The following is a 7,372-nucleotide window of genomic DNA, read 5'->3' on the forward strand; positions in this document are numbered from 1 at the left end:
CCCCTGGCCAGCGCCGCCGGGGCGACGACCACACCGCTGCTCTGGTGGCTACGATGGCGGTTCCCCCCACCCTCGAAATGCTAGCCCCAGAAGTGCAAGCGCAGCTCGATCGCATGCGCGATGTGGAACACGCCCTGGCCACCCACCCCGCCAGCCAGTGGGATAACACTAAATCGCTGCTCAAACGCCAGAAGCGGCTGCATGCTTTAGACGATGAACGGCGCGATCGCCAGCAAAAGCTGGCCCAGTATACGGGCCGCTACTGGCAAGAATTTCTCAACATTATGGAGGTGCTCAAGCACTTTGGTGGCCTCGAAAACAACCGCCCCACCGAGCTGGGCGAAATGGCCGCCGCCATTCGCGGCGACAACGAGCTGTGGCTGGCCCTGGCCCTGGAGTCGGGAGAGTTTGACCACCTCGACGCGCCCCAACTGGCCGCCACCTTTGCCGCCCTCGTCACCGAAAACTCGCGCCCCGACAGTTGGTGTCGCTACAAACTCTCGGGCATCGTGGAAGAGACCCTGGGTGGGCTGTGGAACCTCCGTAGCCAGCTGTTGCGAGAGCAGCGGCGGCACCAGGTCGCTGCCCCCGCCTGGATGGAGTATGACCTGGTGGGCATTGTCGAACAGTGGGCGCTGCAAGTTGACTGGGTCACGCTCTGTGAAAACACCAGCCTCGACGAAGGCGACATTGTCCGCATTTTGCGCCGCACCCTCGATGTGTTGTCGCAGATTCCCCACGTGCCCTATATCAGCGACGGGCTGCGCACCACCGCCCGCGAGGCCAAAGACCTGATGAACCGCTTCCCGGTCAACGAAGAGATCGGCTAGCCTAGTACCGAAAGGCAAAAGGCTTACTGCTGTTGGGTTTCGCTCCGCTGCACCCAACCTACGAGACGGCAAACCGCTCAGGCCCTAGTAGTAGGTTGGGTGGCGCGCTAGCAGAACCCAACAAGGCTGACTGTTGTTGGGTTTCGCTTCACCGCACTTCCTTTTTCACCATAGGGACAACCTACGAGACGGCAAACCGCTCAGGCCCTAGGCTATGGGCCAGCCCAGCCTGCGATCGCCGTGGTGGTCGTGCTCTGGGTGCTCAAGCTGGGCATTCGCACCTTCTGCGACTACACTGCTCCCAATGAATCTCAAAGAGATGGGTGATATCGCTTCCCAGAGATCCCAGGGTCCTGGCGGGGGATATTGGGTAGTAAATAGCTGATGCTCCAGAGAACCCTGGGATCTGGCGGAGAATGCTGGGTAGTAAATAGCTGATGCTCCAGAGATCCCAGGGTTCTGGCGGGGGATGTTGGGTGGTAAATAGCTGATGCTCCAGAGAACCCTGGGATCTAGGGCTAGTGCTTACGGCATCAGTGCTCTAGGCATCTGAGGACAGAATCTCATCTAGGGTGAGATGATCGAGCCACTGGGCACGGTCTTGGGTATAGTCGCCGTGGCCCTGGTCGATTTGAGAATGCCAATTTTATCAACTACCGTCTTTTTGCTGCTGCCATCTAGCTTCTTGAGAAACTTATCAGCCGTTTTACTCAGCTTGATTTTCATCGTCAAACCAGTGAGTAATATCTACAAAGTCTTCATCTTCGTAGTCGGCGGGAGAAAAAGAGGCTTCGATGTCTGCTTGTTCTTGGGTATCGACATAGGGAATAAGCATGTCAAAGAATTTGAACCACTCTTCTTGCATGACTTCTCGGACACTTTCTTTAATCAGAAACTTGAGCGCTTGTAAATCGAGAGAGGCGGTAGGTTCCATAAAATTTGATCTTCCGGGCGGAGCAGGCTAAATCTATTGTGTACGACGCAGAGCAAGTTAGTCGAGGATGAATGGCGTTTTTCTAGGGCCAGGGCAGAAACCGGGTTTCTAGCGGGGGATGGTGGCATGCCCCAAAGCTGTGGCAGAAACCCGGTTTCTAGACTGTGGGCAAATCCCCTCCTGGGAGGCTTGGGCTGAGCCTGCCGAAGCAGGCCGGGGTGGATTTCTAGGAGCTGGCAGCGTTGGCAAGCCGTTGCTGCACGTCGGCGGGGGTGGTGTTGAGGCACTGAGCCACATCCGCTAAGAACGTATCGTCTGGAAACTCACGACAAAAGTGAGATAGGTTTCGCAGAGAAATTCCCAAACCATGCTCATTGTTGAACTCAGCCGTGATTTGTAAATCTTGTAAATAAAAGCTCCTTGCCGCTGAGATGTCGTCTAGCGCTTCAGCCACCTTGCCAAGCTGAAAGTAAGTGCTGGCCTGGCTGTAGCGGTCGTTGAACTCGATACAGATATCGAGGGCCTGCTGATAGTGCGATCGCGCCTGCTCATACTCCCGCAATTCTTGCGCCACCATGCCCAACTGGTGGTGGGTGCTGGCCTGGCTGTAGCGGTCGTTGAACTCGATTTTAATATCGAGGGCCTGCTGATAGTGCGATCGCGCCTGCTCATACTCCCGCAACTCTTCGGCCACATTGCCCAACTGGTGGTAGGTGCCCGCTTGCTCGTAGCGGTCGTTGAACTCGATATAGATATCGAGGGCCTGCTGATAGTGCGATCGCGCCTGCTCATACTCCCGCAACTCTTCGGCCACATTGCCCAACTGGTGGTAGGTGCGGGCCTGGCTGTAGCGGTCGTTGAACTCGATTTTGATATCGAGGGCCTGCTGATAGTGCGATCGCGCCTGCTCATACTCCCGCAACTCTTCCGCCACCCTGCCCAACTGGTGGTAGGTGACCGCCTGGCTGTAGCGGTCGTTAAACTCGATTTTGATATCGAGGGCCTGCTGATAGTGCGATCGCGCCTGCTCATACTCCCGCAACTCTTCCGCCACCCTGCCCAACTGGTGGTAGGTGACCGCCTGGCTGTAGCGGTCGTTAAACTCGATACAGATATCGAGGGCCTGCTGATAGTGCGATCGCGCCTGCTCATACTCCCGCAGCGCTTGCGCCACGATGCCCAACTGGTGGTAGGTGACCGCCTGGCTGTAGCGGTCGTTGAACTCGATTTTGATAGCGAGGGCCTGCTGATAGTGCGATCGCGCCTGCTCATACTCCCGCAGCGCTTCGGCCACATTGCCCAACTGGTGGTAGGTGACCGCCTGGCTGTAGCGGTCGTTGAACTCGTTGCAGATATCGAGGGCCTGCTGATAGTGCGATCGCGCCTGCTCATACTCCCGCAGCGCTTCGGCCACATTGCCCAACTGGTGGTAGGTGCGGGCCTGGCTGTAGCGGTCGTTGAACTCGTTGCAGATATCGAGGGCCTGCTGATAGTGCGATCGCGCCTGCTCATACTCCCGCAGCTCTTCGGCCACCCGGCCCAACTGGTGGTAGGTGCTGGCCTGGCTGTAGCGGTCGTTGAACTCGATTTTGATATCGAGGGCCTGCTGATAGTGCGATCGCGCCTGCTCATACTCCCGCAACGCTTCGGCCACATTGCCCAACTGGTGGTAGGTGCTGGCCTGGCTGTAGCGGTCGTTGCGAGCTTCCTTCAGAGCCAGGCTCTGCTCGTAGTAGGCTTTAGCCTGGTTAAACTGTCGCTGTTCTAGAGCAATATTGCCCAGGTCGTGCAGCAGCCCAGGTACCGGCTCGGGGTGGTGGTGGGCCTCGGCAATCGCTAGCGCGGTGTTGTATGCGGCAATGGCGGCGTCGAACTGGCGCAGGTCTTCGTAGGCGTAGCCCAGCTTGTAGTGAAAGTCTTGTTCTAAAACTGAGTTGGGGTGCTGGTGCAGCAGCTTTAGCCCCTCTTGCAGATAGTCTTTGGCGCGCTGGGGGCGTTTTTGGGTTAGATAGGCCGAGCCAATTTTGTAGTAGATTTCGCTGCACAGGGGCACATCCTGGGGGGCGATGGTCTTACCCGTGGGGTTTAGCTCCATCAAGAGCTGCTTGAGCTGCTCAATTTGGGCCTGGTTGTCGTCAGAGGCAATGTAGGGCAGGGGCCGCTCAAACGCCTCTGTGCGCAGTTGCTCCACCGCCTGGGCCGAGCTTTTGAACCGAAACAATCCCGACTGCCAGGCCCAAAAATCGGGCGCGTATTGGCTGACGCGGGTAATGGCGTAGTCGGGCAGCACAAACAGCAGCGGATGGGGCACTGTTTCGCGGTAGGTATTGCGAACGAAGTTGAGGTCTTGCAAGATCAGCGGGTAAGCGCCCAAGCCATCGGTGCCGATCGCCGCCTCCAGGCCCAAAATTAGCACTACCAGCTTGCGGTCCGTAGCGATGGCTTGCAGTCGGGTCATCAAGGCTGCTCGCAGGTGCCGCAGGTCGGGCTGCTGCGAAAAATTCACCACCTCCAGGCGAATGTCGCTATCCGCCAGCTGCTCGCGCAGGGCCTCCACCAGCAGCATTTTGTCGCGCTCCTGGTTGACCTCAATAAAGCCAATGGTCAGCCCCGCCGCAAAGTCAATGAATGTCAGCAGCTCAGCCAGCTCTGGCTGATTTTGGGCCAAAAAGTCGGCCTGATCGGGTCTAACCGTTTGATTCTGCATCTTGAGCCATCAGCTCCCGCAGAGCCGTTTGAAATAACTCACTCCGCCGCACCGCCGGGTTGGGGTAGTTCCAGCGGTCTAGGCCGTTGTATTCCAACACTGAGGTGTTGAACAGCATCAGCTGGCCGGTCTCGTCTTTGCTGATATTTTTGCTCAGGCACACCTGGGCCAGCAGCGGATAGTGCTCGTCGGGGACGAAGCGCTCAAAGCTAAACTGCTGCCGCTTAATGGCAAAGTCCACATCCTCGGCCTGAACTTTGGGATGTTTACGGGTGCTGGCGGTCTGGCAGGCGCTGCGCATCATCTGCATCAGCTGTCGCACGTGGCCGCCGCTGGCCTGGGCCAGGGCCAGCACCTCCGCCTTAGAGGCAAAGAGGGCCGTCATATCGACCCGCTTGGCCAAAATGCGGGCCATCTGCTGGAGCCCTTCTGGGGCATAAGCTAAATCGCAGCGATCGCGCTCTAGCTGGTAAATATTCACCATCGAAACGATGTGGGGTTCCCCAAAGCTGTTGGCAATATTTTTTGACGAGCACAGCACCGAGATCGGCACGGTGTAGATCATGGTGCAGTTCAGCTCCTGGAGCTGCGCCGCATAGTCAAAAAACAAGTGCTCGCCCACATGGGGCGGGGCCAGGTCAATATTGTCAAAAATGAGCAAAAAGCCCTTGGGGTGGAGCGCCTTGATCTTTTTGTACGCATCTTTAAGCAACAGATTGATGTCGGCCTTCAGGCGCGAAATATCTCGCTGGAGGGTCTGGCGAATGACGGTTTTTTGCTTATCCGCCCCTTTGATCTGGGCCAGCAGCTTGACCAGCAGCTTGGCGATAAAGGGAGCCTCTAGCCCCAGGCTGGCTTCCCCCGTCACGCTGACGGAATTTTCGACGCTGTGCTCGGTCTCACGGGTGACCTCTTTAAACCAGTCCTCAAAGCTTTTTTGCAAGGTGGGGTCAAAGCTCAGGCCCATGCTGCGCAGGGCAAACTCAACCTGCTTGATCACGATCAGGTAAAAGTCGGTATATTCGGCGTCGTTGATGTCAGTTTCTTCGTTGGCCTCCAGGTAGATCACCCGGTAGTCTTGCTCCCACTGGCGACGGATGCGCTGGAGTTCGGTGCTCTTGCCGCAGCCCCGGTGCCCGGTAAAGAGAATGGTGCAAAACTCCCCCGGTTCCTGAAAGTCTAAGACCGTGTTCACCCCTTCGATCGCCTCGGTTTTGCGCACCGGGGCCAAATCGACGTAGTAGCGCTCTAGCCCCGGCCCCGAAAGGGGATTAACGTCACACAGCCGAAACGCTTCTTTTAGAGTTTTCGCCCGGTAATCACTCATAACGGCTCAGCGCAAAGCGCATCGGTACCTGGAATGGTCTTCACTGTACCCTAAGTTTATCGCTCCCAGTCAGCGCCCATTTCAATTCTGTCTTGAGTTGCGCCCTTGAGTTGCGCCCAAAAATGGCGGGTGGCCATCTGCCGACAGCGCCCACCTTAACCACAGCCGCCCAGGTGGGCAACCTAGGGTAAGTGCGTCCGCGCCTCTGTAGATTTTCTGCCTCTCTGGCCCTGTGGCACCCATGCTCGACCACCGCCCCCAGCTCAGTCATGCCACCGCCCCGCGCGATCGCGGGGGCCAGCCCAGCCTCTCCATTGTGGTGAGCGATCTGTCGAGCCAGGGGGCGGGGCGCTGGGGCGGCGCCGTGCGACCATTTTTGCTGGGGCAGGCGCTGCAAAGCCAGGGCTATGGGGTAGAGATCGTGGGGTTTTCGACCGAGGCGGCCAGTCAGACGGTGGTTAATCAGCTGCCGATTACCGCAATTCCGGTGACCTCGCCGTACCTTGGCCCCCAGGACGTCAGCGCCCTTTGCCGCCACCTGACGGGAGACATGATCTATGCCTACAAGCTCAAGCCCAGCAGCTTTGGCCTCGCTCTGCTGCACCGTCTGCGCCACCGTCGCCCCGTGCTCCTCGACATCGACGATTGGGAACTGAGCTGGCATGGGGGCGACCACTACCGCTATCGCCCCAACCCCAGGCAACTGGCGCGGGATCTGTTGAAATCCACGGGCGCGCTGCATCACCCCGATCATCCCTTCTACTTGCAACTGATCGAACGACTGGTGGCAAAAGCCGACCTGGTGACCACTCACAATGGTTTCTTGCAGCGGCGCTTTGGCGGCACGATCATCCCCAACGGCAAAGATACCGAGTTGTTCAACCCCGATCGCCACGACGCCCAGGCCAGCCGCGCCGCCTACGGCCTCAGCGCCTATCGGGTGCTGATGTTCCCCGGTGCGCCCCGGCCCTACAAGGGCGTCGAGGATCTGCTTCAGGCGCTGGATATCCTCAACAAACCTGATCTAAAGCTGGTGATTGTCGGTGGCAGCCCCTACGACGACTACGATCGCACCCTGCTTGAGCGCTGGCCCCAGCACATCATTCATCTGGGCAAACAGCCCTACACCGATATGCCCAACGTGATCGCCGCCGCCCACGTTGTCGTCGTACCCCAGCGCCAAACCCCGGCGGCCCAGGCCCAGTTTCCGCTCAAGCTCACCGACGGCATGGCCATGGCCAAACCGATCTTGGCTACGCGGGTGGGGGATATTCCCGATATTCTCAACGGCTGCGGCTACCTGGCCGATGCCGACGCCCCAGCGCAGCTAGCCGCGCAAATCACCCAGATTTTTGCTGACTACGATCGCGCCCTAGACTTGGGACGGCAAGCCCGCGATCGCTGCCTCACCCACTACAGCATGGCCGCCATGGGCGAGGGCCTGCACCAGGCCATCCACCAGACCCTGCTCAAATCAACGCCCTGGCGGAGCACAGTCCCCTGAGATCGGTGCATTGGCGGAGCACAATCCTGGGCCACTACCACCAACCCTGACCGCCGAATGCACCCTACCC

The 7,372-nt window shown here is 58.5% G+C and carries 4 protein-coding genes and 3 pseudogenes; 2 read left to right on the forward strand and 5 right to left on the reverse strand.

All coding sequences use genetic code 11. From position 1 onward, the window contains the following. Window positions 1-830, forward strand: a pseudogene (locus IQ254_RS28270) (RNA helicase); the annotation flags it as partial. Between the two features lie 567 nt (window positions 831-1,397). Here the strand turns inward: IQ254_RS28270 and IQ254_RS28275 are convergent. From IQ254_RS28275 to IQ254_RS28290, 5 genes and pseudogenes are all read right to left on the reverse strand, one after another. Then, a complete protein-coding gene (locus tag IQ254_RS28275) occupies window positions 1,398-1,556 on the reverse strand; it encodes a type II toxin-antitoxin system RelE/ParE family toxin (protein WP_193969487.1) in 159 nt (52 codons plus the stop codon). Next, window positions 1,537-1,764 carry a hypothetical protein gene (locus IQ254_RS28280; protein WP_193969488.1) on the reverse strand — a complete coding sequence of 76 codons (228 nt, stop codon included), beginning with the start codon at window positions 1,762-1,764 and terminating at the stop codon, window positions 1,537-1,539. The genes IQ254_RS28275 and IQ254_RS28280 overlap by 20 nt, the downstream gene beginning before the upstream one ends. A 226-nt stretch (window positions 1,765-1,990) precedes the next feature. Next, window positions 1,991-3,553 (reverse strand): annotated as a pseudogene (locus IQ254_RS34040) (tetratricopeptide repeat protein); the annotation flags it as partial. Between the two features lie 42 nt (window positions 3,554-3,595). Then, window positions 3,596-4,471 (reverse strand): annotated as a pseudogene (locus tag IQ254_RS34045) (tol-pal system YbgF family protein); the annotation flags it as partial. Further along, window positions 4,452-5,798, reverse strand: a complete 1,347-nt coding sequence (locus IQ254_RS28290; RefSeq protein WP_193969490.1) for an AAA family ATPase — start codon at window positions 5,796-5,798, stop codon at window positions 4,452-4,454. The gene IQ254_RS28290 and the pseudogene IQ254_RS34045, both read right to left, overlap by 20 nt. A 241-nt stretch (window positions 5,799-6,039) precedes the next feature. Between IQ254_RS28290 and IQ254_RS28295 the strand changes: the two genes are divergently transcribed. Continuing rightward, window positions 6,040-7,302, forward strand: coding sequence for a glycosyltransferase (locus IQ254_RS28295; RefSeq protein WP_193969491.1), 1,263 nt, complete (start codon window positions 6,040-6,042; stop codon window positions 7,300-7,302). Window positions 7,303-7,372: the final 70 nt, after the last annotated feature.

It is taken from the genome of Nodosilinea sp. LEGE 07088 (genome assembly GCF_015207395.1).
Lineage (GTDB): Bacteria > Cyanobacteriota > Cyanobacteriia > Phormidesmidales > Phormidesmidaceae > Nodosilinea.

What these genes read in the sequence shown, in the direction of transcription:
- IQ254_RS28295 (WP_193969491.1), top strand. Translation starts at nt 6,040, where the DNA reads ATGCTCGACCACCGCCCCCAGCTCAGTCATGCCACCGCCCCGCGCGAT.
- IQ254_RS28275 (WP_193969487.1), bottom strand. Translation starts at nt 1,556, where the DNA reads ATGAAAATCAAGCTGAGTAAAACGGCTGATAAGTTTCTCAAGAAGCTA.
- IQ254_RS28290 (WP_193969490.1), bottom strand. Translation starts at nt 5,798, where the DNA reads ATGAGTGATTACCGGGCGAAAACTCTAAAAGAAGCGTTTCGGCTGTGT.
- IQ254_RS28280 (WP_193969488.1), bottom strand. Translation starts at nt 1,764, where the DNA reads ATGGAACCTACCGCCTCTCTCGATTTACAAGCGCTCAAGTTTCTGATT.